This is a genomic window from Marvinbryantia sp. (genome assembly GCF_047017445.1).
In the GTDB taxonomy this organism is placed as follows: Bacteria; Bacillota; Clostridia; order Lachnospirales; family Lachnospiraceae; genus Marvinbryantia.
Map to the genome: position 1 here is coordinate 32,598 of NZ_JBKXTT010000015.1, position 26,128 is coordinate 58,725.

A 26,128-nucleotide genomic window follows, 5' to 3' on the forward strand; every position below is an offset into this window, starting at 1 on the left:
AAATCCAACCGCGCAAGCGCGGTTGCCGCTGCTTGCGCAGCTCAAAGATTTCGTTACATTGGGGTGTTTCACGCTGCTGAATCATGTTAGACTCGAAAAAATGCTGCGCATTTTTCCTCGTTAAGCAATCATGCCATGCTTCGCATGTCATAACGGCTGCTCACTGCGTTCGCACCCGAAAATCGGCGGAGCCGATTTTGATTGCTTACATCATCGGTTCCATTGTCAGTGCCGGGTGTCCTTTTTCTTCCAGGAATGCCAGCAGGGTTTCCGGATCTTCTGCCACGGTCTCGTCGCCGATCATGTCGGTGAAGTTGTCGATTCCGTAGAGTTCTTTTGCAGTTGCGTTGAGTCTGTCTTTTACCTGCTCCTTCAGTTCCTTCGGCATCCATACGATACGCTCAATACCGCCCTCTGCCTTCATGAACTTCTTGGAAGCGATAAAGTGCTTACCATGTCCCATGAAGCCCGGTGTCTGAACACCGCCGCCGGTCATGGAAGCGAGCTCTGAGAAGGTCATACCGATCGGAGTCATGCCCGCATACTCACGGTTTGCGATGCAGACACCGTTGGACAGCGGCTCGATACCGCAGATACACTCGAAGCATCCGCAGCTCGTCATCGGCTTTTCGATGATGGAGTACAGAGATACATCTTCCAGAGCACCCTGGGAGAACTTGCGCACTGCTTCGTTTACATCCTCGTATTCACCGATTCTTTCATCGATCGGTCTCTCCTTCGTGATAATCTGGCACGGTCCCTGCGGGTCGAGCTCGTTGGTCGCTTTCGCATCCAGCCATGAAACGGCGCCGCAAAGTCCAAGTCTCTCCGGTGTTACCACACATACGTGGCTCGGGGAGAATGCCTGGCACATGATACAGCTGTAGTATACGTCTACGCCCTCGTCTGTCAGTGTGGTCAGACGCTCATCGCGCTTGTCATATACCGGAGTAGCCAGCTCGTGACGAAGTCTTGTACACTCCGCCGCATCGGTGTAAATCTTCACCTGACATTTGTCAACAACAGCAGCAAATTCGCTCTTTACCTTAGCGTAAAGCACTTCACCGATATGTTTCAGACGGAAGCCCGCATTATAAGTATCCTTGCTGATACGGATACGGATCATATCACGCTGTCCGGTATGCATCATACCTTCCACGCAGTTAAGGTAGGAGTGGAATTTACGCTCAAATACGGACTCGAAATCAGCCTGCATCGTCTTACCAGCTACCTCTACCACATACGCAATGCTCTGCTTGCTGCCTTCCGGCATTTCGTCAACATCCGGCCCAATGACCTCGATCTTGTGGTCTTCCACTTCGGAAGCATCCTTCGTCTGTACCAGCTCGAAGCAGTCCACACGGGAGCCGTCGAATTCTACCTGCATATCGCCGCGGCGGATAATTTCGCCCTCGAACGCGGAAGCAAAAGCAACCGGAATATCGATATGTGTAATTTTAATCTTAATGTCGCGTGCTTCCAGGGAGGTCGCATTGAACTTGCTGACATCCGGCTGCACGATCAGGCTCTTCGGAACCTTGATATTTACTGCCTCTGCGGTTGCCACATCATTGGTAACTACCGGGAAGCCGAGTGCGATAGCGCCTGCGCCGCATGCAACAATAACCGGATCAAGCGGAGCGAACGCGTTTACAAATGCCGGTACACGCTTCATGGTGTATTCCATCAAACCGGCAGCGTCGCCGCCCTGGATGTTGCCGAAGATCAGTGCTGCACGCACTGCAACGGATACTACATGCACAACGCTGGTCACATCCTTGCCAAGCGGGATTACACGCACGTTTGCACCTGTCTTGTAGCCAAGCTCTTCACACTGGTCAATAATACCGCCAACCAGCGTAACAAGGATACCCTGTGCCTGATAGGATTTTACCAGATCCACGCCTTCCTGTGCGGTCGGAGCGGAGCCCAGGATAACTGCAACGCCCGGGATATCGCCGGTTACAAGCGGAACGCCGAGCTCACGGATAATCGCATCACCCAGATGTCCGTAGCACGGAGCTTCGTAGGGAGCTGCGCCGTCGATATATTTCAGCGCTTCAATAAACTCCGCGCAGAGCGCCGTAGCAACGCCGGACATAAATACATCGTTCAGACGTTTTTCTCTGGTCATAAGAGATTTAATTGTTCCAAGAGCAGCCTTCATATCACCGAGGTTCGAAATCTTTGTTCCTGTTACGCCAAAGTAACACGGCAGGCTGTACGCAGTGTCCGGAAAAGCAACCGCCTTATCCGCACCGTGCTGCGCGATAGCTGCGTCGACAGCGTTTTCTGTCAGTCCATACACAGTATCGTTTCCACTAAATACAACATCAAATAAAGTCACCGTAATTTCCTCCATTCATTGTTTCACTTAAAGAATCCTTATATTGTGAGCGCCTCGCGCTTTTTCTCAATATCCGCGATAATCGCATCTCCCAGTTCGTCAAGATTACAGGACACCGTATGCTTTGCCTGCGGACCGTCCTTCAGCCCGCTCGCAGCAATCACATCTGCAAGCTCACCCTCATACGGCATAATGCCGATAAAGGTATCCACGCCAAGACCGGTAAACGTATTTCCAAGCTCCACTGCCTGCGCAGATACACCCGCCGCATCGCAGCCGGCAATCGGCAGAGCCGCTACCTCCAGCCCGGAATCCGCGGAGAGCGCCTGCGCTATCGTTACCACATTGCCGATGTTTTCCAGACCGCCGAGCGGGAGCACCGGCGGGATTTCCGCAAGCTCACAAACTCTTCTCAGACCTGCGCCGCAGAAGCTTTTCGCCTCCGGATTCAGAAGCCCTGCTTCCTGCGCTACCTCCACCGGGTATCCGATTGCAAGCAGAACAATATCGTTTGCCAGCAGCTTTTTCATAAGCGATGCATATTCCTGTTTGTCGCGCACCTCTGAGCCGTCGCAACCAAGCATCACAACCGCTCCGCGCAGCACGCCGGAGGTCACGCATTCCAGCAGCGGTCTGGTGGAGCCTGCTTCGTCCACGTTTCCGTTGCATACGCCGTCAAGCGCTTTGATAATGTCCTCAACACCCAACTTCGGCAATTCCATATTACCCATTTTATCCGCCTCTCTTCTTATAAAAAAATTTATCAACAATAGCTATTCTGCCTGTGTTCTGTCGATAATCTCCTTGATTTTACGGATTTCCTCAACAGCGGCTTTGCTATAGTCAAACGGTGAAGAACCATTGCGGTCTGCATCAATGATATCTGAACTGTAATGAACAAATCCCAGCAGATCCGCTTCCGGAATTTTTGCGCGGATAAACGCTTCATCCTTTTCATCCCGCACCTTGTTTGCGACTACCCGTACCTGCTTTACCCCAAGCTCTGTCGCAAGGCGTTTCACATTGGTATAGGTCTGGATGCTCCTGGCGCCCGGTTCGATGACAACGACAAACTGATCCATGCCAGATGTCGTGCCGCGTCCGAGATGCTCAAGTCCTGCCTCCATATCCAGGATCACAACGTCCTCCCTGTGGAGCACAAGGTTGTTGATGATGCGTTTCAGCATGACATGCTCCGGGCACACACAGCCGCTTCCGGCTGTATCCACGGTGCCGAGTACGAGCAGCTTCACACCGTTACACATTCTTCCATAGGTATCGGGGATATCGCTTACCTTCGGATTGATGCGGTAAAAGGTATTGTCGGCATTTGCCCCGGTGCGCTCCTCGATGAGCTTACGCATTTTGGTAATCGGAACGATCTTCTCCAGCTCCTCCTCGGAGAAGCCGAGCGCAAGCCCCAGATTTGCGTCCGGGTCCACATCCGCCGCCAGTACAGGTCTGCCCTCTTCCGCGTAAAGCCTCGCGAGAGTAGCGGCGAACGTCGTTTTGCCGACGCCGCCTTTACCGGTCACTGCAATTTTCATAGTGTCTCATCCACCTTATGTATGATTTTAGATGCCGATTGCCGTACGTTTTTCTTCGATTCTCTCAATCATCAGATCAACCAGCTTTTCGATATCGGTCTCTACTGTATAAGCAGCCTCTACCCAATCTCTCACGCCCTCTGTAAGCAGCTTGCTTACCTGATCAGATCCGGATACATACGGATCTACGCCAAGGAAGGTGTCGATACCGGTTGCAACTACATAGTTTCCGATGGAAACTGCCTTCTCGGACATCCACTCCGGTGCGCATCCCACTACCGGAAGCTGGGAAATGTTCAGTCCGGAATCTTTTGCAAGCTCTGCTACCAGGATCATCATACGGCTGATGTCCACGCAGGAGCCCATGTGAAGCACCGGCGGAATATCAGCCAGTTCACAGACTCTCTTCAGACCTGCGCCGCAGAGATTCTTCGCTTCCTTATCCATCAGACCAGCCTTTGCAGCAGCCTGTGCGGAACATCCGGAAGCTACCACGATGATGTCGTTTGCGATCAGTTTCTTCATCAGCTCAATATGCGCATAGTCCGGACGGATCTTCGGGTTGTTGCAGCCAACCATTGCAACTGCACCGCGGATAACGCCGGAAGTGATGCACTCGATGAGCGGCTTTGTGGTGCCTGTTACGTCTACCTGGGAGTTGGTAACGCCGTCCAGCGTCTTTACGATTGCTTCTACAGAGTAGCCAACGGTAGCCTTCTGTTTCATATCCGGGATGTATACAAGATCCGGATTTCTGTTTTCAAAGTTGTCGATCGCCATCTTTACAATCGCTTTTGCATTCTCATCTGCAGTCTCCGCGTCGAAACGGATAAACTCAGAATCCGGCATCTGCGCAATCGGAGAGGTCGTCACAAATTTGGTGTGGAAGCATTTGCTAAGCGGGCCAAGTGCCGGGAAGATACACTGTACGTCTACGACGATTGCTTCACATGCACCGGTCAGCACTACATTCTCCTGCTGGAGGAAGTTTCCTGCCATCGGGATCCCGCGGCGCATTGCCACTTCGTTTGAGGTACAGCAGACACCGGAAACCGTGATGCCCTTTGCGCCCTTGCTCTTTGCGTAAGCGATCATTTCCGGATCATCCGCATATTCGCAGATCATCTCGGACAGGGACGGATCATGTCCGTGTACAACGATATTTACATTGTCCTTGTTCATAACGCCAAGGTTTGCCTCGGTATCAACCGGCTTCGGCGTTCCGAAAAGCACGTCCGAGAACTCGGTGCCAGCCATGGAACCGCCCCATCCATCAGACAGACCGGAACGCAGGGACTGACGGATCAGCGCCTCCGGTTTGGAGGAACATCCCATATGTGTCATATGTAAGGAGCAGGATACTTCGCGGTCGATCGCGCGCGGAGCAATCTCCTCTCTCTCCCAGATATCCTGGGTGTGCTGCGGAGCTCTCTTCAGGAAATTCTGAGTTCCGAATACCTTTCCGTATTCGCTCAGACCAAGGTATGCGACCTCATGCGCAAGATCGTAGATGTCCTTTCCTTCGGTCTCCACGCCCCATTCCTTTGCGATGCGGATCAGCTTCTCCGGATCCTTTACCTTGTACGGTCCTTCCGGTTTTGCATGATACAATGTCTTGCAGATCTCACGGCCGTGATCGGAGTGCGTAGCGGAACCGCCCGCCGTGAATTTCAGATAGTTGCGTGCCACGATGCCGTGAGCGTCGCATCCGCAGATTCCTTTCGGCGCTTTCGGGGTGATACGGCATGGGCCCATGGAACAAATCTTACAGCAGATACCGGTCTCACCGAACTTACAGTGCGGCGTCTGATTCTTTACACGGTACTGCCATCCGTCTGCGCCTACTTTTTTGCCGGTTTCCAGCAATCGGTTTGTAGCCGCTTCCATTTCTTCAACTGTTGTCAACTTAAAGTCTCCCATCATAATCCTCCTTGACTGGGTTATAATATTAAATCTTTAATTTATCTATGATACTGTGCAGTGCCTGCTTCACCGGAGAGGTTTCCGGCAGATCTATCATCGGCTTTCCGGCACAGTCATATTCGTAAACCTCGGCGTCCTGCGGCACGACCCCAAGCAGGTTGAGCCCCTGCTTTTCGATTTCTTCCATAGTGCCCTCATTCAGCCTGCCTTCCGGAGCACGGTTGACGATCAATCCCATCGTTTCCGGTTTCAGACCGAGCTCTTTTGTGAGCTGCGCGATCCGTCCGACCGCCTGCACGCCGCGCCGTGAGCAGTCGCTCACCAGCAGGATCATATCCACCTTCGGCAGAATGCCGCGGCTGATATGCTCCATGCCCGCCTCGTTGTCCACGACAACATAGGGGTAATTTGGCGCCAGCTTCTGAAGCTGCGCCTGCAGAAGTCCGTTTACAAAACAGTAACAGCCCGCTCCCTGCGAACGCCCCATCACCAGCATATCGTAATCATCTTCCTCCGCCAGACAGCGATTGAACATAAATTCCATATAATCCGCTTTCGTCATGCCCACCGGAATCTGTGAATTTCCGGAAGCCTCCGCTTTGGACATTTCCTCGCGGATATCTCCAAGCGTCATCTCGACATCTATGCCGAGGACTTCATTCAGATTTGAGTTTGCGTCTGCATCCACTGCCAGCACCGGGCGCTTGCCCTGCTCGCAGAGGTACTGGATCAGCAGACCGCACAATGTGGTTTTTCCGACGCCGCCTTTGCCGGCGACTGCTATCGTAAATGACATAAAATCGCGCTCCTTATGATTTATCACTTTTTAAGATGCGGGCGGCTCAGCAGTTAATCTCAACCCTGCCGCCGGTGAGATCCGCCGACGCTATGGTTCCCTCGACCGTCTTCTGCTCACCCATCACATCTGTCAGAGTGATAAGATTTCCGTTTACTGTAATTTTGCTGACGTATTCCAGGAGAACACAGTCAGGCTGATTCTTTTTTACAACCGTGGAAAGGCACATGTTATTCACCTCCGTTATGCTTCCTTTACCAGAGATAACGCGAGACCAAGGTAGAGATTTCCTTTCTGGAACTCGTCTACTGCCTTACGGATCTGCTCCGCCGCTTTTTCGTGACCTTCCTTCGTCAGCTTGTCCGCCATCTGGTCGAGTTCTGCGGCATGATGCGTGTTGTGATCCAGCATATACTGCAGAAGCGCCGCGGTTTTGTCTGCCGGCGATGCTTCGCTGCTCTGGCATCCATGGCAATGTCCCCCGTCTCCGTGGCTGTGGCAGTTTCCCCCGCTGCCCTCAGACGGGCAGTGATCTTCGTGATGATGACAGTGCGCATCATCATGGCTGTGGTTATGATTTTCCTCAGCGCCATGCTCGTGATCGTGTGGATGGGTATGCTCGTACGTGTGCGTATGAGCGTGTTCATGCGTATGTGTATGCGCACAGACATTTCCATTTTCATCCGTTACAATATGCACTTCTTCAGCCTCCTTTCCGCATGATATTGTTAAATTTTTGACAGGGATTACTGCACATCCCCTACTATGGGATAGTATAGCACATAAAAAGTGAAATCTCAACAAAGAAATTGTACTTTAAGAAATACAAAAAGACGAAATCACCAAGCGGCAATTCCGTCTTTTTTCCGTTTATGCAAGCATCATACGGTCGTTTGCAAATTCGCCGCCGCTCGCCTGTTCAAATTTCTGAAGAAGGTCAGAAACCTTCAGATTTTTCTTTTCCTCGCCGGATACATCGTAGATGATCCTGCCCTCGTGCATCATGATCAGACGGTTGCCGTGCGCGATGGCGTCCTTCATGTTGTGCGTGATCATAATAGCGGTCAGATTATCGCGGGCAATGATCTTGTCCGTCGCTTCCAGCACCTTTGCCGCCGTCTTCGGGTCGAGCGCCGCCGTGTGCTCGTCGAGAAGAAGAAGCTTCGGCTTTTTCAGTGTCGCCATCAGAAGCGTCAGCGCCTGGCGCTGTCCGCCCGACAAAAGCCCTACCTTTGCAGTCAGGCGATCCTCCAGACCGAGATCTAAAATCTTCAGCTTCTCCTTGTAGCGCTCCCGCTCCGCCGCATTGATGCCGCTTTTTAAGGTCCGCCGCAGCCCGCGCCGGGATGCAAGCGCCAGATTTTCCTCAATCTGCATACTTGCCGCAGTTCCCGTCATCGGGTCCTGGAACACACGTCCGAGGTACTTTGCACGCTTATATTCCGGAAGGCGCGTCACGTTCACGCCGTCGATGATGATCTCTCCCTCATCCACCGGCCAGACGCCGGCGATCGCGTTCAGCGTGGTCGATTTCCCGGCGCCGTTTCCGCCGATGACCGTCACAAAATCCCCCTCGTTCAGCGTAAGATCGACGCCGCAGAGCGCCTTTTTTTCGTTCACCGTTCCCGGATTGAATGTCTTTTTAATTCCAATCAGTTTAAGCACGGCCGGCACCTCCTTTTTTGGAAACCTTTGTAAAATACTTTCCTTTCAGATGCGGCACCGCCAGGAATACCGCAACGACAAGTGCGGAAAGAAGCTTTAAATCGTTGGAGTTCAGTCCGAGCCAGAGCACCACCTGCAGCACAAGATAATATACGATTGCACCCAGCGCGACCGCAATAAGCTTGCCGGCAAAATTATGTGCAAATTTGCCGAAAAGCACCTGCCCGATAATGACGGCCGCCAGACCGATCACGATCGCGCCGCGTCCCATGTTGACGTCCGAGAAGCCCTGGTACTGCGCATACAGACCGCTGGAGAGCGCCACGATACCGTTTGAGAGCATCAGACCGATGATCTTGCTCACATCCGTGTTGATGCCCTGCGCGCGGGACATGTGTTCATTGGAACCGGTTGCACGGATCGCACAGCCAAGCTCCGTCCCGAAGAACCAGTACAGCAGGGCAATGATCACCACGATAAAGATGATCACGATAAAAATCGTATTTTTATAGACCGGAACGCCCTTGATATTCCGCAGCGATACGATCAGCGGATATTTGTCCACGCTGATCGCCTGGTTTGCTTTATTGCCCATAATGCGCAGATTGATGGAATAAAGTCCGAGCTGTGTCAGAATGCCCGAAAGGATCGCCGGAATACCCATCGCCGTGTGAAAAATACCGGTCACAAGACCGGCGAGCATCCCTGCGCCAAACGCACAGGCAAGCGCTACCGGCACGGAATAACCGCTCAGCAGCATCATGACACAGACCGCACCGCCGGTACACATGGTACCGTCTACTGTCAGATCTGCCAGATCGAGAATTTTGTAGGTAATGTACACGCCGATCGCCATAATGCCCCAGATCAGTCCCTGGGCACAGGCGCCGGGCAGTGCATTAAAAAGATTTCCAATGTTCACAGCTCTTTCTCCTCCATAGCAAAACGACGGGCTGCCGCAGAGCAGGGAAATTTCCCTTTCCGCGACAGTCCGCTGTAATGTTTCTTACTTGCTTTTTTATTCTTTATGCTTCTGTTTCCGCTTCAGTCTCTGTTTCCGCCTCTTCCTCGATTGCTTCATAGCCGTCCGGAACGGTGATGCCGAGCGCTTCACATCTTGACGGAACGTATTTCTTTACAAACTGCGGAGCAAACTCGATCGGCATGGTGCTTACGTCTGCGCCGTTTACAAGAATCTCGTATGCCATCTCACCGGTCTTGTAGCCGATATCATAGTAGCTGATGGAAAGCGTTGCAATACCGCAGCCCTCGCAGATACCTTCCTCACCTGCAATGATCGGAATACCTGCCGGCTCACAGATGTTGTTGATGATCTCGGTGTTGGAAGCCGCCGTGTTATCTGTCGGAACATAGAGCGCTTCACACTCAGCGGCAGCCGTGGTTGTGATGGATGCAAGGTCGTTGGAGTCTGCAAAGGTATATACGTTGCAGGTAACGCCCGCTTCTTCCAGCGCCGCCTTTACGGTGTCAACCTGGTATACGGAGTTCGGCTCTGCAGAGCAGTACAGAAGTCCTACCGTCTTTACGTCCGGGAGCAGTTCTGCAAACATCGCCGCCTGCTGATCAAGCGGTGCAAGGTCTGAGGTACCGGAGATATTGGTTCCGGTAGAACCTGTCCACTCTTCATCCGGGATAGACAGCGCCACGTTGTATACGGTGATGGAGGTTCCGAGGATCGGAATATCTCCTGTTGCCGCCGCTGCTGCCTGAAGGGAAGCCGTTGCGTTTGCCATGATAAGGTCTACGTTATTGGATACAAACTGGTTTACGATAGTTGCGCAGTTTGCGGAATCGCCGGAAGCGTTCTGCTCATCAATAACGACCTGATCGCCAAGCTTCTCTGTGAGCGCATCCTTAAAGCCCTGCGTAGCCGCATCCAGTGCCGGATGCTGTACGAGCTGACAGATACCTACGTTATATGTGGTGTCCTCTGCGCTTACTGCCATACCGAGTGCCGCTGTCATGGAAACTGCCATGCCCGCTGCAAGAACCTTGGAAATTACTTTTTTCATCACTCATTCTCCTCTTTTCTGTTGATTTTACGCTTTTACTTTAACAGTTTAAAGTACGTTAGTAAGAGCATACACCTTTTTGGTGAAATCGTCAAGAAAAAAATCCAAATTTATTTACCACGTCAGCCCGCCATTCTCAATTTTCGGATCGCGCATCATCAGTTCGTTTACCGCTTCGTCGGCGCGCTTGCCCTCAAAGAGGACTTTGTTTACCTGCTCGACGATCGGCATTTCGATGCCATATTTTTTTGAGAGGGCGAGGGCTGCTTTTGCGGAGTAGACGCCCTCAACGATCATTTTTACCTCGTCCATTGCCTCTTCCATGGTGCGTCCCTGTCCGATCAGATAGCCCGCCTTCCGGTTACGGCTGTGGACGCTCGCGCAGGTGACGATCAGGTCGCCGATGCCGGTAAGACCGTAGAAGGTCTCCGACTTGCCGCCCATTGCGATGCCAAGGCGCGCGATCTCCGCGATGCCTCTGGTAATCAGCGCCGCCTTTGTGTTATCACCGTAGCCAAGCCCGTCAGCGATGCCTGCCGCCAGCGCGATGACGTTTTTCAGCGCGCCGCCAAGCTCGATGCCGAGCATGTCGGGGCTTGTGTAGACGCGGAATACCGGGCTGATAAAGATACTCTGCAGGTATTGTGCCGTGTGCGGATCATGCGCGCCTACTACGCAGGTGGTCGGAATACAGCGTCCTACCTCCTCAGCGTGGCTCGGTCCGGAGAGCACAGCCGCATTCACGCCCGGAAGCTCTTCCTCGATGATATCTGTCAGCGTGTCAAGCGTCGCTTCCTCGATACCCTTTGCCACGTTCACGATGATCTGTCCCTCTTTGACAAGCCCTTTGAGCATTTTGCTGGTGCTGCGCGTGTACGGGGATGGAACCGCCATGATCAGCACGTCCTTGTCTGCCGCGATCTCCAGCAGGTCGTCCGTAAACAGAATGTCCTCCGCAAGATGCACGCCGGGCAGCTTTGACTCGTGCTCCCTCTTTTCGCGGAGCATCTCAATCTCCTCTTTGATGATCGACCAGACGCTCACGTCATGTCCGTTGTTGTGAAGCAGTACTGAAAGCGCGATCCCCCAGCTTCCTGCCCCGATAATACCGATCTTTGCCATGTGAGATTCCTCCTGTCACTCTTTTTTATTTTTCTTGAATAAATACGTTTTCCGCTCTGTTCCCGCAAGCAGGCGCTTAATGTTTTCGCGATGCTTCCAGAACGCCATCGCCGCGAGAAGAAGCGTGACGATATACATTTCAATAAGATACGGCTGCGCCATGCCGAACGCTCCGCTCTGACCGAGCGCGATTATTTCGATCACCAGCCCCACATAAACAAGAAGCGAGCCGAGCGATACATAGTGCGTCAGAAAGAACACGGTGAAAAAGGTGATGATTCCGCAGACCGTGATCACCGGATGCAGGGCGAGCACGATCCCGGCAGTCGCCGCGATGCCCTTTCCGCCGCGGAAATTCAGATAAAACGGGAAATTATGTCCGAGGATCACCCCGGCTGCCGCATACATTTCAAGAAGCGCAAGCATATCCGCATGCGTTTTCCCGAAGCAAAAGCGGACAAGTACGATCGCCAGTATGCATTTCAGACAGTCGCCGAAAAAGGTCAGAAGCCCCGCCTTTGTACCCATCGTCCGCAGCATATTGGTGGTACCGGCATTTCCGCTCCCGTGGTCGCGAATGTCGATGCCATGCATCCTGCCGATGATATAGCTTGTCTGAAACAGTCCGAACACGTAGCCAATCGCTACGCAAATGATACGCGTCAACATTATTTTTCTTTGTCCTTTCGTTCACGGATGATAAATTTCAGCGAGGTTCCACGGAACCCGAAGGTATCCCGGATTTTATTTTCCAGATAGCGCGTATAGGAAAAATGCATCAGCTCGCGGTCGTTCACAAAAATAACGAAGGTGGGCGGTTTCACGGAAACCTGCGTAATATAGTAAAGCTTTAAGCGGCGTCCCTTGTCCGAGGGCGGCTGCTGCAGCGCCACCGCCTCCGAGAGGATCTCGTTAAGCACACCGGTCGCAATGCGCAGCGACTGGTTCTGGATGATCATGTCGATCATCTCAAACAGCTTCGGAAGCCGCTGACCGGTCTCCGCCGACACGAACATGATCTCCGCATACGGCATAAAGGAAAGCGTCTCGCGGATTTTCTGCGTATACTTGTAGATGGTCTTGTCATCCTTCTCGACGGCATCCCACTTGTTCACCGCAACGAGGATCCCCTTTCCGCGGTCGTGCGCGATCCCGGCAATCTTGGCATCCTGCTCTGTCACGCCCTCGGTGGCGTCGATAACGACTACCACGACGTCGGCGCGGTCCACCGCCGTCACCGTGCGGATGATGCTGTAGCGCTCCAGCTCCTCTTTGATCTTATTTTTCCGGCGAAGCCCCGCTGTATCGATAAACACATACTCTTTGCCGTCCCAGGTAATCGCCGTGTCGATGGCGTCTCTGGTCGTGCCGGCAATATCCGAGACGATCACCCGGTTTTCGCCGAGCAGCTTGTTGATGATGGAGGATTTCCCGACATTTGGCTTTCCGACTACCGCAATGCGCGGGCGGTCGTCCTCCGCTTCCTCCAGCTCCACATCCTGAAAATAACCGACCACCACATCCAGCATGTCGCCAAGCCCCTGCTTTCCGGCTGCTGAGATCGGCTGCGGGTCTCCGATGCCGAGATTATAAAACTCATATACATCCGGCAGGGATTTTTCATAGCTGTCCGCCTTGTTTACCGCGAGCACGATCGGCTTGCGGCTGCGGCGAAGCATGTCCGCCACCTTGGCGTCCGAATCTACCAGCCCCTGCTTTACATCTACCATAAAAATAATGACGTCCGCCGTGTCGATGGCGATCTGCGCCTGTTCGCGCATCTGTGAAAGAATAATATCACTGCTGTCCGGCTCGATCCCTCCGGTGTCGATGAGTGTGAACTGATAATTCAGCCACTCTACGTCCGCGTAGATGCGGTCGCGCGTCACGCCCGGCGTATCCTTCACGATCGAGATATTTTCGCCCGCCAGCGCGTTAAAAAGCGTTGATTTTCCAACGTTTGGTCTTCCTACTATTGCTACAATCGGTTTACTCAATGTCTGTCACCTCATATGGCTGTGCCGTTTTTCCTTCTTCATCCTGTTCCTCCAGAAGAACGGCATGCACAAAATCCTTTCCGCTTGATTTTACAATACAAGCTTTTGTTTGTAAAGTCTCCTCAAGTTCTTTTAAGGTAATATCATCTAAAAATACGGTTTCCCCGCTTTTAAACATACTGCACGGAAACAGCAGCGCATCGCCCAGCACCTGCCCTTTCAGCGCGCGCAGGATATCCTGTCCGGTCAAAAGGCCCGCTACCGTGATGCGCTCCCCGAAAAATTCGTTTTTCACCGGATAAACGTTCGCCGTCACATGCGGGTACTTTTTTGTCAGCGCCTCCGCCGCCTGCTTCACATAGGGAGCTGCCAGAAGCCCGGTCACAAGAGAGACCGTGTGCTGCCTGCCATCCCCCGTGCGCGCTTCGATCGCCTCACTGGTTTCCTCCAGGAACAGCCGCAGCATCCCGACGCCGTTTTCGAGCTGCAGATAGCCGTCGTACGTCTCCGCCTGCGGAAGCTCCCGCTCCGCGAGCAGGTACCACTCATCCCCGGCATGGATAAAATGCGTGCCGTACTTCTCATACAGCTTTTTCTGCCAGCGGTGAATGGTGTCGAGCACCTGACATGCATCCTCCTTTGTGAACGGCTCCAGCGGATACAGTCCCTCGCGGAATTTCGTCAGTCCCACCGGAACCACCGAAACGCTCTTTAAATGCGGCAGATAACGCACAAGCTGTCCGATCGAGTACTCCAGCTCGTCCCCGTCGTTGACGCCCTTGCAGAGCACGATCTGCCCGTTCATCTCGATACCCGCCTCCGCCAGACGGTCGACCTTTTTCAGGGCATCGCCCGCGAACCGGTTATTCAGCATTTTACAGCGAAGCTGCGGGTTCATCGTCTGAAAGGAGATATTGATCGGCGACAGATGATAGCGGATAATCTGCTCCATATCCGCCTCGCCGATGTTCGTCAGCGTCACATAATTGCCCTGCAAAAACGAAAGCCTTGTATCATCGTCCTTAAAATAAAGAGTATCGCGCATCCCCGGCGGCATCTGATCGATAAAACAGAAAATGCATTTGTTGCGGCAGGAATGGTATTCATCCATGAAGCCGTTTTCAAACTCCAGTCCGAGGTCCTCCTCAAATTCCTTTTCGATCTCCAGCTCCCACTCTTCGCCGTCCGGCTTTTTTATCAGAACCAGCAACTCCTCCTCATTGCACAGATAGCGGTAGTCCAGAATATCGCGCACCCGCTGTCCGTTAATGGAGAGTAGCTCATCGCCGGGAGCGATCTCCAGCTCCTCCGCAATGCTTCCCGCCAGCACGCGGCTGACGATATGCTTTTTTTCTTTTTTCATCAAAAATCTACTCCTTTGCTGCTTATCATACTAAATTCGACGCAAAAATGCAACCGAAGCGACAAATTTCTTGACGCGCGCCGCCCGACCGACTATACTTAATGTAAAGTACTTGTAAAAATGTTATATTATGGAGGTTCCCATGTCCGATCTGTTTGATCCATTGCGTCATTCTATCCCACTTGCGCCGCTCAAAATAGCCGCATTGGAAGGCTGCCGTGAATTCGCGCAGCAGGTAAACCAGCATCTCGTTGAATACCGTCACACAAACCCCACATTGCCGTCCGACAGCATCGCCTATCCGGAGTATGCGGCGGATTCGTTTCTGGTCGACTGCGCGTGCCCGCGTTTCGGCACCGGCGAGGGAAAGGGCATTATCAATTCCTCCGTGCGCGGAAGCGACCTTTTTATTCTGGCAGACGTCACAAACAACAGTCTTACCTACAAGGTCTGCGGCTACACAAATTATATGTCACCGGATAACCATTTCCAGGATCTAAAGCGCATTATCTCTGCCAGCGACGGAAAGGCAAAGCGTATCAATGTGATCATGCCGTTCCTCTATGAGGGCAGGCAGCACAAGCGTTCCGGGCGCGAATCGCTCGACTGCGCGCTCGCACTGCAGGAGCTTGCCGCAATGGGTGTCAGCAATATCCTCACCTTCGACGCACACGACCCGCGCGTGCAGAACGCCGTTCCGCTGATCGGCTTTGATACGTTTATGCCGACCTATCAGTTTTTGAAGGCGATCCTGCTCTCCACGCCGGATTTCGTAATTGACAGCGACCATCTGATGATCATCAGCCCGGATGAGGGAGCGATGAACCGCGCCGTTTATTTCTCCACGATCCTCGGCGTCGACATGGGCATGTTCTACAAGCGCCGCGACTACTCTACTATCGTGAACGGTAAAAACCCGATCGTCGCGCATGAGTTTCTCGGCGATTCCGTGAGCGGCAAGGATGTGGTAATCGTGGACGATATGATCTCCTCTGGAGAAAGTATGCTGGATGTGGCAAAACAATTGAAGGACCGCAATGCAAAGCGTGTGTTCGTCTGCACAACGTTCGGTCTGTTCACGGACGGCTTTGGTAAATTCGATGAATTCTATGAGAAGGGTTATATCCACAAGATCATTACCACCAATCTGAATTACCGCGATCCGGAGCTGTTCACGAAGCCGTACTACCAGGAGGCGGATATGACGGGCTTCCTCGCAAGCATCATTGATGCGCTGAACCATGACGTCTCGATCGAGCATGTCATCACGCCGACGCACAAGATCAATCAGCTGCTCGCAAGGATGCGGACCTCTGAGAAAAAATAGATTCCTAACGTATCCCTAAAAATGCTGCAAGGTTGCCGCGCATTCCATGGGAGGCGCGGTGGGAGAACAGAAGGTCTGGATTACAGCAGGTACAGATGTCGGTGACCGAAAGGTGCTCCGGCAGAATGCCTGCTTCTTTTAATATAATCTCGTTTGCGCGCCACAGATTTAACTGATATTTTCCGTTTTCTTTTGGATAGTACAGCTCACTCCAGAAGCGCTCGTTAAAGCTCTCCTGAAATTCCTCTATCACATCTTCACTCACCTCATAGCAGTTCTGGCAGATCGAAGGACCGATCGCAGCAAAGATATTCTCCGGACGACAGCCGTATGCCTCCTGCATCGCCTGTACTGTCACTTTTCCGATCCTGCCGACAGTTCCACGCCAGCCGGAGTGTGAAAGTCCGATCGCCCCTCTCACCGGATCGACAAAATACAGCGGCACGCAGTCCGCATAGAAGGTGGCAAGCACCAGTCCCGGCACATCGGTGATCAGCCCGTCCACATCCGTGTAATCGCGCGGCACTGTGTATCCTTTTCCACGGTCAGCCTCCGTGACCATGCGCACGTTCGTCGTGTGTGTCTGGTCAGAAAATACCAGGTTTTCCGGCGCAAATCCGATTGCCGCTGCAATGCGGCGATAATTTTCCCGGACGTTTTCCTCGCTGTCTCCTCTGGAAAAGCTTAAATTCATGGAGGACAAATGCGCCTCGCTCACCCCGCCGAGCCGCGTGGAAAAACCGTGTACAATGCCCTCTGTCTTTTCCAGCGCCGGATAGGTAAGCCAGACGACGCCCTCTTTTTCGTTTGTGCGAAGGACGCTCTGCCGCCCCTTTCGCTTCCATATGATTTTCTCCATATCTTTCATCCCGCTTTCCGCTCAGTTTTCCCAGAACGCATTTTCTATATGTGTGATCACATCTTTGCAAATACCGACCACATCAAAGCGGCACTGCGTTTCCATTCCATATCCATGACGCAGCAGATAGTGCTGCGCCGTGCGGATAATCGTTCTCTGCTTGCGCGCATCCACCGCCTCCAGCGGCGTGCCCTGGCGGTCATCTGCCCGAAATTTGACCTCCACAAACACCAGATATCTGCCGTCGCGCGCGATCAGATCGATCTCCCCGCTGCGCAGGCGGTAATTGTATTCTAAAATCTTCATACCGTGCTGCTCAAGATATGCAGCGGCAAGCTTCTCATAAGCGTTTCCGATCGCTCGTTTGTTCACAGCTTGGCCTCTCTTTGTTCACAAATGTTTTTCAAAAACGTTGCCCGGTGGATCGGCGATGGTCCGTATTTTCGCAGCGCCTCGATATGCGCCGCCGCGCCGTAGCCCTTATGCGACGCAAAGCCGTACTCCGGCATGATCTTATCATACTCCCTCATCAGACGATCCCTCGTCACCTTGGCGATCACGCTTGCCGCCGCGATGGAGAGGCTTTTGGCGTCGCCCTTTATGATCGGCACCTGCTCTGTCGCAACGTCCGGGATCCGCACTGCGTCGTTGAGCAGGATATCCGGCTTTACAGAGAGCTTCCCGATTGCTTCGCGCATTGCCTCGTAGGTTGCCTGCAAAATGTTGATCTCATCGATTCGCGCAGGGGACGCCATGCCGACGCCGACTGCCACCGCTTTCTCCATGATCTCGTCATAGAGCTGCTCACGCATTTTCTCCGAGAGCTGCTTGGAATCATTTAAATAGCGAATGGTACAGCCCTTCGGCAAGATCACCGCTCCGGCGACCACCGGACCCGCCAGCGGTCCCCTGCCTGCCTCGTCTATCCCGCAGATATGCGGATATTTTTCGTATTTCCGTTCATAGGACAACATCTCATAGAGACGCGCATCCTCTTTTTCTTCCTTCGCAAGCTTCCTGCGAAAGCGCTGCACAAGCGCCGCAGCGCCTGCCCGCTCATCCTTCGCAAATTCTTCAAGAAGCTGCGGCAGCTCCTCCCGTCCGGCGGCTTCCAGCTCTGCTTTCATCTCTGATAGTTTCTTCTGCATGATCCAGCACTCCAAATCTCTCCAGCGGCAGCACGCAGAGCCACCCTTTGCCGACAATATCACGCTCCCTGATATTGCCGACCTCCGGCTCCCGGCTGTCTACGCTGGAATTGCGGTTATCTCCAAGTACAAAATATTCATCTTCCCCAAGCGTCACCGTGTTGGCAGCGAGTCCTCCGTCCTCGATCGCCGCATTTCCATAGTGCTCCACCAGCGCGTTTCCGTTGACGTAAATGACGCCCTCCGCACTGATGCGCACTGTCTCCCCGGGCAGTCCGATAATGCGCTTGATGTAGTAAGTGTTTGGCTTATACTGATAAGAAAACACCGCCACGTCAAAACGCTGCGGTTTCCCGATCCGATAGCTCCATTTGTCGATCAACAGATGATCGCCGCTTTTTAGCGTCGGCAGCATAGAATCGCCGCTTACGATCGTTCCCTTCAGAAAATACGGCAGCGCAAGAAGTACTGCCAGCAATACAACAAACCTTATCAGACCGCCCGGCAAAGTCTTCTCTCCCCTCATTCTTTGCCTCCTGCACTGATCCCTGGATCCGCTCCCCTTACGCAGGCTTCTCCAGGGTGATTCTTCCAAGCTTTCCGCTGCGGAAATCATCCAGAAGCACCGCCGACGCTTTTTCATAATCCAGCTCGCTTCCTTTGCGGATGCATCCGCGGTTCCCTGCGATTTCGCCAAGGATCTCCACCGGCAGCTTTTCCTCCGCACACTCATAGCGCTGCATGAGCACGCCCGGATAATGTGCCGTCAAAAAACCGATCAGCTCCAGCGCAAGCTCCTCGGTATTTAAAATCTCATCACGGATCGAACCGATCATCGCCAACCGCATTCCCACTTTCTGATCCTCAAATTTGGGCCACAGGATCCCCGGCGTGTCCAAAAGCTCCACGTCCTTGTTTAAGCGTATCCACTGCTTTCCCTTGGTAACGCCCGGCTTATTTCCGGTCTTTGCACACGCTTTTCCGGCATACGTATTGATAAAGGTAGACTTGCCCACATTGGGAATCCCGGCAACCATCGCCCGAACCGGTCGGTTTAAAATGCCGCGCCTGCGGTCGCGCTCTGTCTTTTCCCGGCACGCCTCCTGCAGAACCTTTGTCAGCACATTCATGCCGTTTTTATTTCTGGAATCGAGGGCTACCGCATAATATCCCTGTGCGCGGAAATGCTCCATCCACGCCTCGCTGCCGGAAGCATCCGCAAGGTCCGCCTTGTTGAGCAGCAGAATGCGCGCCTTGTTTTTTCCAAGCTCGTTGATGTCCGGGTTGCGGCTCGACTGCGGTACGCGCGCATCCACCAGTTCGATGATCACATCAATTAGCTTTATATCCTCCTGCATCATACGCTTTGCCTTCGTCATATGACCAGGATACCATTGAACATTCATAAAATAACCTCTCTGACTGCACAGTAACTTATTCCACTCTTCCGAAGGAATCGGTTGGGGCTATCCGAAGCCACACCTTTCCCTCGATATAATCCAGATTTACCAGTCCAATATCCGCATAGCGGCTGTCCTCGCTGTCGTTGCGATTGTCACCGAGCACAAAATATTCCTTCACGTCAAGTGTGATCGGTTCGCTGGCAAGTCCGCTGTTGGTCATCAGCGGATAATCCGCTTTTTCCAGATAGACCTTTCCATTGATATAAATAATACCGTCCATTATCTGGATCGTCTCACCCGGGAGCCCGATAACACGTTTGATATGCGTGTGGCTGGTGGAGCTTCCGTTTGGCTTGAAGGCAATAATGTCGTTTCGCTTCGGGCTGCCGACGCTGTAGGATAGCCGATCAAGCAACACCCGGTCGCCGTCCGCAAGCGTCAGCTCCATGGAGCTTCCGATATTTGTGCGCACCTGTCCGAAAAAATAGACAAGCACAAACGCAAACAGGATGACCACGGCAATCTCAAAAATCCACAGCAGCACGCTGCTGATCTTCTCCCGCAAGGTTCTTTTTTCCTTCTGCCTTTTCCGGCTTCCTCTGCCTGTTTTTCTCATGACTGCCCTCCGCATGTAGATATATTATGACAAAAAAGGCTGTCCGCATCTGTCAGACAGCCCTTCCCGCTTTTTATTTCACCAGTTCTTTCACCTTAGCGCTCTTACCGGAACGATTTCTCAGATAGTTTAGTTTCGCACGTCTTACTTTACCACGTCTTACAACCTCTACCTTTTCTACGTTCGGGGAGTGCAGCGGCCATGTCTTTTCCACGCCGACTCCGTTGGAGTTCTTTCTTACGGTGAAGGTCTCGCGGCTGCTTCCGCCCTGCTTCTTCAGAACCGTACCCTCGAATACCTGGATACGCTCACGGTTTCCCTCTTTGATCTTACCGTAAACGCGAACGGTGTCTCCCACATTAAACTGCGGAACCTCAGCTTTTAACTGAGCTGCTTCAATGTTTTTGATAATATCCTGCATTGTGTGCCTCCTTATTCTTTTGGATGTTCATAATACATACGTAACAGAGGACCATCTCTTTTTCTCACAACGTAAATTATTCTAGCATGATGCACGCGAAAAAGCAAGTAAAAAATCAGCTTTTCTTATATCTGCTCAGCGTCGTCCTCCGCCGGAGCTTTTTCTGCTTCCGCTGCCTCTTCTGCCGGAGCCTCCCCGCCAGCTTCTGTCTCTTTTGCCGGAGCTTCCTCCCCAGCCTCTGCTTCTTCCGCTGCCGTTTCCTCTTCTTTCGCTTCCTCTTCCTTCGCTTCCTCTGTCTTCTCTTCCGCCGATGCCTTTGCCTCGTCCACCGCGCTCTTCACCGCGTCCGCTGCATCGGCTACCGCTTTTTTTGCCTCGTTGATAATCTCCTCGGTATCCTGTACCATCTCCTCGGCGAATTTCTTCTCATCCTCCGGAAGCTTCTCCTTCAGCGCCTTGATCTCGTCCTCCAGAGCGGCGATTTCATTGTAGATGTCGTTAATGCCGACAATTTTGTCCGCAAATTCGTCGGCAGTGTCCTTGTGCGCCTCATAATATGCTTTGCCGAGCGCCATCAGCTCATCGTCCGCTTTTTTCTTCTTTGCAAGGATTTTTGTGCGCAGACTTGCGATCTCCGCCACCTCACCGGTCTTTTTTACCATTACCTGCGCGAGGTCTCCCATATTCTGCGCAAGGTCCCCAAGTTTCTTCCCAAGATCTTCAAACATCGTTTCCTTCTCCTTTCAGCATAGCTTTTTCTTTTTCAGTGAGCGTTGCTCTCTTAAGCAGATCCGGGCGCCATCTGGCGGTGCGCCGCACAGACTGCTCCCTTCTCCATTTTTCCACATTCGCATGATGCCCTGATAAGAGCACGGGCGGAACCGCTTTGCCGCGCCACGTCTCCGGTCTGCTGTACTGTGGATATTCCAGCAGGGAATCCTGGAAGGATTCAAACTCTGCGGAATCCTCGTTATTTAATACCCCCTCGACAAGCCGGGAAATGGTATCGATCATGACCATGGCGGGCAGCTCTCCGCCGGTCAGCACATAATCGCCGATAGACACATAATCCGTGACGACCTCCTCCAGAACACGCTCGTCAATGCCCTCATAGTGCCCGCATAAAAAGATCAGCTCCTCCTCATGGGAAAGCTCCTTCGCCATCTCCTGATGAAAGGTCTTTCCCTGCGGCGTGAGGTAGATCGTGCGGATTTTCCTTCCCGCCTGCTCTTCGATGGATCTGTGTGCGCTGTAGACCGGCTCCGCCTGCATCACCATGCCGGCGCCTCCGCCGTACGGATAATCATCCACCTTGCCGTGCTTATTACCCGCAAAATCGCGGATATTTACCGTATTCAGCGAAATAAGCCCTTTTTCCATTGCCCTTCCCGTAATGCTCGTGTGCAGTCCGTTTTCAATCATTTCGGGAAACAGCGTCAGTACATGAAATTTCACAGCAGCCCCTCCAGCAGATGAACCGTCATTGTATTTTTTTCCAGCGATACCTCTATAATACATTCTTTTATGTTCGGTATCAAGACTTCTTTTTCATTTTTTGTTTTTACCACATAAACATCGTTTGCTCCGGTGCGGATGATCTCCGTCAGCGTGCCAAGCTCCTCGCCCGTGTCCGTGAAAACGGTAAGCCCTACAAGGTCGCACAGAAAGTACTCTCCCGGAGCCAGCTTCACGGCATTTTTGCGCGTCACCAGTAAGGGACAGCCCTTATACTTTTCCACGTCGCTGATGTTGTCGATTCCCCTGAATTTCAGGATCACCATATTTTTGAAAAATTTTACCTGTTCTATCGTAAGCGGCACATTGCCGTGCTTTGTCTCAGCAAAAACTTCTTTGAGCTTTTTAAAGCGCGCAGCGTCGTCTGTCGTCGGATACACCTTTACCTCGCCGCGGACTCCGTGCGTGGAAGAAACCACGCCCACCTGCAGAAACTGTTCCATATATTTCCTCCGTCAAAGGAGCAAAACTGCCCCGCTGTTCTTTATTTATATTCATAAATGTGCAAAAAGAGCTGCCCTAAGACAGCTCCTTGCGTTACACAATATCAACAACCACTTTTTTATCACTCTTGGACGCCGCAGCTTTTACAACGGCGCGGATTGCTTTTGCAATTCTGCCCTGCTTGCCGATAACTTTTCCCATATCAGACTGGGCTACTTTCAGTTCGATCACGGTAGTCTTGCCGCTTTCTTTTTCTGTAACTACGACCTCTTCCGGATGTTCTACCAGAGATTTGGCAATTACTTCTACTAAATCCTTCATTACCGCCACCCCTATTCTACTTCTCGATACCAGCCAGCTTGAAAAGCTTACCTACTACCTCGGTCGGCTGAGCGCCGTTTGCAAGCCATTTCTTTGCCAGTTCTTCATCGATTTTAAATTCGCTCGGGTCAGTGTTCGGATTGTAGGTACCGATCTCATCGATACATCTTCCGTCTCTCGGAGAGCGGGAATCTGCAACCACAATTCTATAGAAAGGAGCTTTCTTCTGTCCCATTCTTCTTAATCTGATCTTTACTGCCATTTCATTTCACCTCCTTGGTTTCTTCTGAAATATATTTAAAAGGGAAATTTAAATTTTCCTCTTTTACCGCCTCTGCCTCCCGTCAGTCCGGGAATCTGTTTCATCATCTTTTTCGTCTGCTCAAACTGCTTGACAAGCCGGTTTACCTCGGCAATATCCACACCACAACCGGCAGCGATCCGCTTTTTGCGGGAGGGATTTAATATATCGGGATTGGCTCTCTCCTGCGGCGTCATGGAAAGGATAATCGCCTCGTTGCGCGCAAGCGCCTTTTCATCGATCATGCCCTCGACATCCTTCATCTTGCTGCCGCCAAAGCCGGGTATCATGGAAAGGACGCTGGAAAAGCCGCCCATGTTTTTCATCTGGTTCATGCTCTCCAGATAATCGTCGAAGCCGAACTGCGCTTTCTTGAACTTCTGTTCCATTTCGCGCGCCTTGCTCTCATCCAGGTTTGCCTGAGCCTTCTCGATAAGGCTCATGACATCGCCCATGCCGAGGATCCTCGACGCCATACGGTCCGGATAAAACTGCTCCAGGTCGGAGAGCTTCTCGCCCATGCCGACATAAAGAATCGGCTTTCCGCAGGTCGCTTTTATGGAGAGCGCCGCGCCGCCGCGGGAGTCGCCGTCCAGCTTTGTCAGGATCACGCCGTCGATGCCGATCTTGCTGTTGAACATCTCGGCGACGTTGACGGCATCCTGTCCGGTCATCGCGTCAACCACCAGGATCGTCTGGTCGACGTGCACCGCCTCCTTGATCTGTACAAGCTCGTCCATCATCTCCTCGTCGACGTGAAGACGTCCCGCCGTATCGAGGATGACCACATTCATATTGCGGCTCCTTGCATGTTCCATAGCCGCCTTTGCGATATTCACCGGGCTTTGCTTATCTCCCATTGAGAATACCTCAACGCCCTGCTTTTCACCGTTTATCTGAAGCTGCTGGATCGCCGCCGGACGGTAAACGTCGCACGCCGCCAACAGAGGAACCCTGCCCTTCGACTTCAGCTTGCCCGCAAGCTTTGCCGTCGTCGTCGTCTTGCCCGCACCCTGCAGACCTGCCATCATGATGACAGTAATCTCGCTCGCCGGACGCAACGCAATTTCCGTAGTCTCGGAGCCCATCAGCTTAACCATCTCTTCGTTGACGATCTTAATGACCATCTGTCCGGGATTCAAGCCTGTCATGACGTCGGTGCCGACCGCGCGCTCCTGCACGGATTTCATAAACTGTTTAACCACCTTGAAGCTGACGTCCGCCTCCAGAAGCGCCATCTTGACTTCCTTTAAGGCAGCCTTTACATCCGCCTCCGTCAGGCGGCCCTTGCTCCGCAGGTTCTTAAACACATTCTGCAATTTATCGGAAAGGCTTTCAAATGCCATCTTTACAACTCCTCTAAAATCTCGCCTGCAATTTTCCTTATCTCTTCATGCCCTTCTGCAAGCACATGGATCTGTTCGATTTTCTCGCGGATGGACAAAAACTTTTTCACCAGGTGAAGCTTTGCCTCGTAATCCTCCAGGATACGGTTGCAGCGCTTGATCAGATCGTGTACACCCTGGCGGCTGATCTGATACTGCTCTGCCGCCTCCGCATAGGAGCAGTCGTTCAGAACCACATCCTCATACACATTCCTCTGATGCTCTGTCAGAAGCTCGCCGTAAAAATCAAACAGCAGCGTCTGCTCTACGATCCGTTCCATCTCTCATCACCTTCGCTATCATAATACAAAAAAAATACGGTGTCAAGTATTTTTTCTTGACACCGTTTAAAATTCCTGTCTTATCGACGTAAATTTCCTCTAAAGGCTTGTGCGGATGACGCGCGGCTTGAAGCCGTGCTCTTCCAGCGCGTGCACGATCTGGTTTTTGTGCTCGGTGCCGAATGCCTCCATGGTGATCTTCAGCTCCACCGCCTTGCTGCGGTTGGTGCTGACGAACTGGTTATGGTCAAGCTTGATAACGTTGCCCTGCATCTCGGCGACCACGGTGGAAACGCGCACCAGCTCGCCCGGCGTATCGGGAAGCAGCACAGACACCGTAAAGATACGGTCACGCTGGATCAGTCCGAACTGCACGACGGAGGACATGGTGATCACATCCATATTTCCGCCGCTCAGGATAGCGACGATCTTTTTATTCTTCACATTCATATGCTTCAGCGCCGCCACGGTAAGCAGACCGGAATTCTCGACGATCATCTTATGATTTTCTACCATATCGAGGAAAGCGACGATCAGCTCGTCGTCCTGGATGGTGATGATGTCGTCCAGATTCTTCTGCAGATACGGGAAAATCTTCTCGCCCGGACGCTTTACCGCAGTGCCGTCGGCAATGGTGTTGATCGTCGGAAGCGTCACAACCTCGCCCGCCTCCAGGGACGCCTGCAGGCAGTTTGCCCCCGCCGGCTCCACACCGATCACCCTGATATTCGGATTCAGCATCTTTGCGAGCGTAGAGACGCCGGTTGCCAGTCCGCCGCCGCCCACCGGAACAAGAATATAGTCCACAAGCGGCAGCTCCTTTACGATCTCCATCGCAATCGTGCCCTGCCCGGTGGCAACAGCAAGATCGTCAAACGGATGGATAAAGGTGTAGCCGTTCTCCTCGGCAAGCTGGTAGGCGTACTCGCACGCCTCATCGTAAACCTCGCCGTGCAGGATCACCTCCGCGCCGTAGCTTTTCGTGCGGTTCACCTTCATAAGCGGCGTCGTCACCGGCATGACAACCACAGCCTTTACGCCCAGCTCCTTTGCCGCGTATGCAACGCCCTGGGCGTGATTTCCTGCAGACGCCGTGATCAGTCCTCTCTCCTGCTCCTCTTTCGAGAGGGTAGAAATGCTGTAATACGCGCCGCGGATCTTATAGGCGCCGGTAATCTGCATGTTTTCCGGCTTTAAATAAACGCGGTTCCCGGTCTGGTCGCTGAAGTACTTGCTGTATACCAGCTTTGTCTCCTGCGTGACCCTTTTTACAACCTCCGATGCCTCTTCAAAACTCTCTAATGTCAGCATAAT

General features: G+C 52.6%; 30 protein-coding genes. 1 reads left to right on the plus strand and 29 read right to left on the minus strand.

The genetic code is table 11. The features are described from left to right. Positions 1–205 precede the first annotated feature (205 nt). The 14 genes from acsB to ACLU9Q_RS15565 all read right to left on the minus strand — a co-directional run bounded on the left by acsB (position 206) and on the right by ACLU9Q_RS15565 (position 14,793). The gene (acsB, locus tag ACLU9Q_RS15500) at positions 206–2,347 is read right to left on the minus strand and encodes an acetyl-CoA decarbonylase/synthase complex subunit alpha/beta (RefSeq protein WP_296839980.1); all 2,142 of its coding nucleotides are present in this window, start codon (positions 2,345–2,347) and stop codon (positions 206–208) included. 38 nt (positions 2,348–2,385) lie between these two features. After that, a complete protein-coding gene (locus ACLU9Q_RS15505) occupies positions 2,386–3,078 on the minus strand; it encodes a hypothetical protein (RefSeq protein ID WP_296906965.1) in 693 nt (230 codons plus the stop codon). Between the two features lie 42 nt (positions 3,079–3,120). Beyond that, the gene (locus tag ACLU9Q_RS15510; protein WP_296833502.1) at positions 3,121–3,894 is read right to left on the minus strand and encodes a carbon monoxide dehydrogenase accessory protein CooC; all 774 of its coding nucleotides are present in this window, start codon (positions 3,892–3,894) and stop codon (positions 3,121–3,123) included. 27 nt (positions 3,895–3,921) lie between these two features. Continuing rightward, on the minus strand, positions 3,922–5,814 hold the full coding sequence (gene cooS, locus ACLU9Q_RS15515; RefSeq protein WP_296833499.1) for an anaerobic carbon-monoxide dehydrogenase catalytic subunit: 1,893 nt from the start codon (positions 5,812–5,814) through the stop codon (positions 3,922–3,924). A gap of 28 nt (positions 5,815–5,842) precedes the next feature. Then, on the minus strand, positions 5,843–6,613 hold the full coding sequence (locus tag ACLU9Q_RS15520) for an AAA family ATPase (protein ID WP_296833497.1): 771 nt from the start codon (positions 6,611–6,613) through the stop codon (positions 5,843–5,845). A 46-nt stretch (positions 6,614–6,659) separates the two neighbouring features. Beyond that, the gene (locus ACLU9Q_RS15525; RefSeq protein ID WP_296833505.1) at positions 6,660–6,842 is read right to left on the minus strand and encodes a CooT family nickel-binding protein; all 183 of its coding nucleotides are present in this window, start codon (positions 6,840–6,842) and stop codon (positions 6,660–6,662) included. Between the two features lie 14 nt (positions 6,843–6,856). Continuing rightward, entirely contained in the window at positions 6,857–7,312 is a 456-nt protein-coding gene (locus ACLU9Q_RS15530; protein ID WP_296833494.1) for a cobalt transporter, read from the minus strand. Positions 7,313–7,483: 171 nt separating this feature from the next. Next, the gene (locus ACLU9Q_RS15535) at positions 7,484–8,278 is read right to left on the minus strand and encodes an ABC transporter ATP-binding protein (RefSeq protein WP_296833491.1); all 795 of its coding nucleotides are present in this window, start codon (positions 8,276–8,278) and stop codon (positions 7,484–7,486) included. Further along, complete coding sequence (locus tag ACLU9Q_RS15540) at positions 8,271–9,200, minus strand: ABC transporter permease (protein ID WP_296833488.1); 930 nt, start codon at positions 9,198–9,200, stop codon at positions 8,271–8,273. Before ACLU9Q_RS15540 ends, ACLU9Q_RS15535 begins: the two co-directional genes overlap by 8 nt. 103 nt (positions 9,201–9,303) lie before the next feature. Continuing rightward, the gene (locus tag ACLU9Q_RS15545) at positions 9,304–10,311 is read right to left on the minus strand and encodes an ABC transporter substrate-binding protein (protein WP_330490469.1); all 1,008 of its coding nucleotides are present in this window, start codon (positions 10,309–10,311) and stop codon (positions 9,304–9,306) included. A 114-nt stretch (positions 10,312–10,425) separates the two neighbouring features. Further along, on the minus strand, positions 10,426–11,433 hold the full coding sequence (locus tag ACLU9Q_RS15550; protein WP_296833482.1) for an NAD(P)H-dependent glycerol-3-phosphate dehydrogenase: 1,008 nt from the start codon (positions 11,431–11,433) through the stop codon (positions 10,426–10,428). Between the two features lie 15 nt (positions 11,434–11,448). After that, on the minus strand, positions 11,449–12,102 hold the full coding sequence (gene plsY / locus ACLU9Q_RS15555) for a glycerol-3-phosphate 1-O-acyltransferase PlsY (RefSeq protein ID WP_296833479.1): 654 nt from the start codon (positions 12,100–12,102) through the stop codon (positions 11,449–11,451). Then, a complete protein-coding gene (gene der / locus ACLU9Q_RS15560) occupies positions 12,102–13,430 on the minus strand; it encodes a ribosome biogenesis GTPase Der (protein WP_296833476.1) in 1,329 nt (442 codons plus the stop codon). Before der ends, plsY begins: the two co-directional genes overlap by 1 nt. Further along, a complete protein-coding gene (locus tag ACLU9Q_RS15565; protein ID WP_296906968.1) occupies positions 13,423–14,793 on the minus strand; it encodes a DUF512 domain-containing protein in 1,371 nt (456 codons plus the stop codon). The genes der and ACLU9Q_RS15565 overlap by 8 nt, the downstream gene beginning before the upstream one ends. A 142-nt stretch (positions 14,794–14,935) precedes the next feature. Here ACLU9Q_RS15565 and ACLU9Q_RS15570 point away from each other — a divergent pair, with 142 nt between their 5' ends. Beyond that, positions 14,936–16,120, plus strand: a complete 1,185-nt coding sequence (locus ACLU9Q_RS15570; protein WP_296906971.1) for a ribose-phosphate pyrophosphokinase — start codon at positions 14,936–14,938, stop codon at positions 16,118–16,120. A 4-nt stretch (positions 16,121–16,124) separates the two neighbouring features. On the opposite strand, the gene pgeF is transcribed toward ACLU9Q_RS15570, so the two are convergent. The 15 genes from pgeF to ilvA form a co-directional block, all read right to left on the minus strand. After that, positions 16,125–16,988: a peptidoglycan editing factor PgeF gene (gene pgeF / locus ACLU9Q_RS15575; RefSeq protein ID WP_412625607.1), complete on the minus strand. Its 864-nt coding sequence runs from the start codon at positions 16,986–16,988 to the stop codon at positions 16,125–16,127. Between the two features lie 12 nt (positions 16,989–17,000). Next, entirely contained in the window at positions 17,001–17,351 is a 351-nt protein-coding gene (locus ACLU9Q_RS15580) for a YraN family protein (protein ID WP_296833461.1), read from the minus strand. Then, complete coding sequence (locus tag ACLU9Q_RS15585) at positions 17,348–18,127, minus strand: ribonuclease HII (RefSeq protein ID WP_296833458.1); 780 nt, start codon at positions 18,125–18,127, stop codon at positions 17,348–17,350. The genes ACLU9Q_RS15580 and ACLU9Q_RS15585 overlap by 4 nt, the downstream gene beginning before the upstream one ends. After that, positions 18,054–18,653 (minus strand): signal peptidase I, encoded by a 600-nt coding sequence (lepB, locus tag ACLU9Q_RS15590; protein WP_296833455.1) that lies wholly within the window; start codon positions 18,651–18,653, stop codon positions 18,054–18,056. The genes ACLU9Q_RS15585 and lepB (ACLU9Q_RS15590) overlap by 74 nt, the downstream gene beginning before the upstream one ends. 37 nt (positions 18,654–18,690) lie before the next feature. Continuing rightward, complete coding sequence (gene ylqF / locus ACLU9Q_RS15595; protein WP_296833451.1) at positions 18,691–19,533, minus strand: ribosome biogenesis GTPase YlqF; 843 nt, start codon at positions 19,531–19,533, stop codon at positions 18,691–18,693. A gap of 28 nt (positions 19,534–19,561) precedes the next feature. After that, positions 19,562–20,146 (minus strand): signal peptidase I, encoded by a 585-nt coding sequence (lepB, locus tag ACLU9Q_RS15600; protein WP_296833448.1) that lies wholly within the window; start codon positions 20,144–20,146, stop codon positions 19,562–19,564. A 73-nt stretch (positions 20,147–20,219) separates the two neighbouring features. Then, positions 20,220–20,567 (minus strand): 50S ribosomal protein L19, encoded by a 348-nt coding sequence (rplS, locus tag ACLU9Q_RS15605; protein ID WP_296833445.1) that lies wholly within the window; start codon positions 20,565–20,567, stop codon positions 20,220–20,222. Between the two features lie 125 nt (positions 20,568–20,692). Continuing rightward, entirely contained in the window at positions 20,693–21,295 is a 603-nt protein-coding gene (locus tag ACLU9Q_RS15610) for a hypothetical protein (RefSeq protein WP_296833441.1), read from the minus strand. Continuing rightward, positions 21,288–22,022, minus strand: coding sequence for a tRNA (guanosine(37)-N1)-methyltransferase TrmD (gene trmD, locus ACLU9Q_RS15615; RefSeq protein WP_296906977.1), 735 nt, complete (start codon positions 22,020–22,022; stop codon positions 21,288–21,290). The genes ACLU9Q_RS15610 and trmD overlap by 8 nt, the downstream gene beginning before the upstream one ends. Further along, complete coding sequence (gene rimM / locus ACLU9Q_RS15620; RefSeq protein WP_296833436.1) at positions 22,019–22,525, minus strand: ribosome maturation factor RimM; 507 nt, start codon at positions 22,523–22,525, stop codon at positions 22,019–22,021. Before rimM ends, trmD begins: the two co-directional genes overlap by 4 nt. 94 nt (positions 22,526–22,619) lie before the next feature. Further along, a complete protein-coding gene (locus ACLU9Q_RS15625; RefSeq protein ID WP_296833433.1) occupies positions 22,620–22,847 on the minus strand; it encodes a KH domain-containing protein in 228 nt (75 codons plus the stop codon). A 16-nt stretch (positions 22,848–22,863) separates the two neighbouring features. Then, a complete protein-coding gene (rpsP, locus tag ACLU9Q_RS15630) occupies positions 22,864–23,109 on the minus strand; it encodes a 30S ribosomal protein S16 (RefSeq protein ID WP_296833430.1) in 246 nt (81 codons plus the stop codon). Positions 23,110–23,144: 35 nt separating this feature from the next. Next, complete coding sequence (gene ffh / locus ACLU9Q_RS15635) at positions 23,145–24,494, minus strand: signal recognition particle protein (protein ID WP_296833427.1); 1,350 nt, start codon at positions 24,492–24,494, stop codon at positions 23,145–23,147. Between the two features lie 2 nt (positions 24,495–24,496). After that, entirely contained in the window at positions 24,497–24,814 is a 318-nt protein-coding gene (gene ylxM, locus ACLU9Q_RS15640) for a YlxM family DNA-binding protein (RefSeq protein WP_296833424.1), read from the minus strand. A 99-nt stretch (positions 24,815–24,913) separates the two neighbouring features. Continuing rightward, on the minus strand, positions 24,914–26,125 hold the full coding sequence (gene ilvA / locus ACLU9Q_RS15645) for a threonine ammonia-lyase (protein ID WP_296833367.1): 1,212 nt from the start codon (positions 26,123–26,125) through the stop codon (positions 24,914–24,916). Between the last annotated feature and the right edge of the window lie 3 nt (positions 26,126–26,128).